The sequence below is a fragment of the Thermogutta sp. genome (assembly GCF_014359955.1).
Taxonomy (GTDB): Bacteria; Planctomycetota; Planctomycetia; order Pirellulales; family Thermoguttaceae; genus Thermogutta.
This window is the reverse complement of record NZ_JACIYL010000468.1, coordinates 1-3,500: the sequence shown is the minus strand read 5'-3', so window position 1 is coordinate 3,500 and position 3,500 is coordinate 1. Positions and strand designations below refer to the sequence as shown.

Annotated in this window: 3 protein-coding genes; 2 read left to right on the top strand and 1 reads right to left on the bottom strand. The window is 58.9% G+C overall.

Annotated features, from left to right (window positions below):
* Nucleotides 1-71: 71 nt before the first annotated feature.
* Both cysS and ruvC read left to right on the top strand, forming a co-directional pair.
* On the top strand, nt 72-1,634 hold the full coding sequence (cysS, locus tag H5U08_RS13120) for a cysteine--tRNA ligase (protein WP_297033839.1): 1,563 nt from the start codon (nt 72-74) through the stop codon (nt 1,632-1,634).
* A gap of 92 nt (nt 1,635-1,726) precedes the next feature.
* Nucleotides 1,727-2,281: a crossover junction endodeoxyribonuclease RuvC gene (gene ruvC / locus H5U08_RS13115; RefSeq protein WP_297033837.1), complete on the top strand. Its 555-nt coding sequence runs from the start codon at nt 1,727-1,729 to the stop codon at nt 2,279-2,281.
* 91 nt (nt 2,282-2,372) lie between these two features.
* Here the strand turns inward: ruvC and H5U08_RS13110 are convergent, their stop codons facing one another.
* Entirely contained in the window at nt 2,373-3,164 is a 792-nt protein-coding gene (locus H5U08_RS13110; protein ID WP_297033835.1) for a ThuA domain-containing protein, read from the bottom strand.
* Between the last annotated feature and the right edge of the window lie 336 nt (nt 3,165-3,500).

Genomic DNA, 3,500 nt, shown 5'->3' with positions numbered 1-3,500 from the left:
AAAACTCCTACCAACCGGCAAAGGAAAAAATTCGGAAAACACATCTGAACCTGGGTTTTTAAGCGACCTTCATGCCTATGATCCGCGTTTACAACACTCTGACCCGAAAAAAAGAGCCATTTGAACCCGTCAAACCCGGCCAGGTGGGCATCTATCTGTGCGGACCGACGGTTTACAAGCCCAGTCACATCGGCCACATGGTCGGTCCGGTGATCTTCGACGCGATCAAACGCTATCTCACCTACAACGGCTACCGGGTGACGTGGGTCGTGAACATCACCGATGTGGACGACAAGCTCATCGCGGAAAGCCAGCGGCGCGGTATCCCTATGTCTCAGGTGGCGGAAGAAATGATCGCCGATTACATGGCCAATCTTCAGGCCCTGGGGATCGATACAGTGGACCACTTTCCCCGTGCCACCGAGAATATCGACGCGATCATCGAGTTCATTCAGGACCTGATCGCCAAAGGCTACGCCTATCCTGCAGACGGCGATGTCTATTTCGACGTCACCAAAATTCCCGATTACGGCAAACTGAGCGGCCGAAAGCTGGAGGCGATGCTTCCTGAAGGCGGAGAAGGCGCCCACCGCAAACGATCGCCGTATGATTTTGCCCTGTGGAAGTCCGCCAAACCCAATGAGCCCTTCTGGAACAGTCCGTGGGGTCCCGGCCGACCCGGCTGGCATATCGAGTGCTCCGTGATGAGCAGCCGGATCCTCGGCGAGACGTTCGACATTCACGGCGGCGGGCTGGACCTGGTCTTCCCTCATCACGAGAACGAAATCGCCCAGAGCGAAGCCCGGCACGGCAAGCCGATGGTCCGCTACTGGCTGCACAACGGGCTGATGCAGGCTGCTGACGAAGTCGGGAAAGTGGGCGGCCGACACACCCGGCCGGCCGACGATCTGGAGGCTCAGCAGGCAGGCAAAATCAGCAAGTCCAAAGGGGCCAGCCCGTTCCGGGAACTCCTCGCGGAGTACCGGCCCGAGACGATTCGCCTCTTCATTCTCTCGACGCATTATCGACGGCCGATCGAGTTTAGCGAGCGTCGCCTGCAAGAGATGGAAACCGCCATCGAGACGTTCTACAGATTTTTCGAACGTTTCGAGCGTCTCACTGGACAGTCGTTCTACACGCTGCCTGCTCCCACACGACGGGAAGAAGGAGAGTTTTCGCCGGGCGACGATCCGTTCCTCAAGGATGTGCACGCCCACCGGGAAAAATTCCTCGAATTCATGGACGACGATTTCAACACCGGAGGTGCGATCGGCGAACTCTTCGAGCTGGTGCGTCGCCTCAATCGGTATATCGACGAAAATCGGCTGGAGGATCCGGCCTCGCGTACTCCGGAAAAGCTCACGAATTTGATCAAAGGGGCGACTGTTTTGAAAGAACTGGCTAACGTCCTGGGACTGTTCCGCACGCCGCCACCCAGGCGAAAAACGGTTGAAGAAAGCGGTCTGACGGCCAAACTGCTGGACTTGCTGGTGGCCATTCGGGCGGAAGCACGCAAGGCTAAAAATTTTCAGATGGCCGACCGCATCCGCAGCGGTTTGGCCGAACTCGGGGTGGTCCTGGAAGACCGTCCCGACGGCACCACCTGGCGGATCGAAAACCGCTCCGGTGATTGAGCAAACTTCCCAAGCGCGTCAATGAGAAAAACGAAGCGCTGGCCACGGAAAAGCGGCCACTTTTGGCTCGGCAATCAGGGATGGTCAAACTTATGAAGCGATTTTCTTCGCAAGCGCCGAGGGCTGGGGAATCCCCCGGCAAACAGCGCATCCTCGGGGTGGACCCCGGATTGCGGGTCACCGGCTACGGGGTCATCGAGATTGCAGAGGGAACGTCGCCGGTGCTTTGCGAAGCGGGCGTCATTCGTGCTCCCGCTCACAAGGATCTTCCCGCCCGGGTGGGCGCCATTTTCGACGGCATGCGGGAAGTGCTGGAGAGCTTCCACCCTGCCGCGGTCGCCCTGGAAGAGGTGTTTTCTCATTATCAGCGACCACGAACCGCCATTCTTATGGGCCATGCCCGGGGCGTCATCTGTCTGGCCGCGAAACAGGCCGGGGTGCCAGTGGTGGCCTACGCGCCCACTCAGGTCAAACGACTGCTGACAGGATCCGGGCGTGCAAGCAAGGCCCAGATCCAGCGGGCGATTCAACGGGAACTGTCGCTGGTTGAGCCTCCTGAACCACCCGACGTCGCCGATGCCCTGGCTCTCGCCCTGTGCCACGCCTACCTTTTACGGAAGCAACAGTTCATCGCCGCCGCCCAGTGAAGTCTTGTGGTGCGAAGTCTGTGGTGCGGCCCACGATCCACCAAAACGCCGGGGAAGTTGACGGGCAGTCGATTCGTCGGCTCGGGAATGGTCAATCTGGCAACTCTCGGCCGCATACCCAAAAGATGGCCCGCACGAGCATCCGCACAAAGGATCTCTGCCGGAAGTCATCCGGATGGCCCAGCGATGTGTAGAACACCCGGGCACCCTTGTAGAGACGGACCCAGGCAACGGGTTCGACATGCCCGGGAATCGTCCCTTTGAGTAAAACTGTCGTATCCGGGGCGAGATTGGGATTGCGATACAGACTGCCCGATGACGTGTAAGGCTCAAAGCCCTGCACGATGGGGTGATTTTTTCCTGTATCGGCAACTTCGATGTAGGGGTGGAAGTCCTTCCCGTAGTGGTTGTGATAGTCGCCCCCGAAAACGAGCTTGTCGAGTTCCAGCCAATTTTGGAAGGCGTGACTGGCCGTGCGGATTCCCACGATGGGATGGCCCGACTCGATGTAGCGTTTGATCCGTTCCAGCGGCTCCCCGGTGATTTCCAGCCGCCGTGTGAACAGGACCATGCAGTCGCTCGCGTCGAGGGCCTCCAGCCCCGGTAATTCGGTGAGGCCCTTGGCGAAGACCTTATGGGACTTGACCCCGTAATTCAGCTCCAGGTAGTCCGCGAGCCAGCTCAGGCTGTCGTCCGAACGGTACTCTTCGCTGCCCGAGATGAGACACAGCCGCAGCGGTGGCGCGATTTTTCGTGGTGGCGTCTCGACCTCCAGGAACTCCGCGAGGACCTCGCCAGTGCGAAGCGATGCCAGGGTCGCTGAAAGACCAACTGTGGTATGCGCCGAATGGAAAATGAACCGACGGCGGTTCAAACGAGACATCGTTGCATCCCCCAAACCGTTTTGCAAAACACGAGGCGAAAACCTGCGCACGCTCGTCTCTCGCCTTTATTATGACCGCGGCGCTGGAGGGTGTCCAACAATCCCAAGCCCGTTTACGAACACCTCCCCAAGGTGATGGTGGAAAAAGAGTTACAGAGTTCCAGGAGAAAAAATTGACCCCTTTAGCAGTGGGGCAAACATGAAGGGCCGGAGAACCTTTGCGGCGTTGGTTCTCTGCTGAGCCCGCGACGCAAAGCTGCCAGACAGAGGAAAGAGCCGGCGAAAAGAAATTGGGTCCCCGGGGCAGGTCATCCGGGCGATCACCCGGGGTAGGCT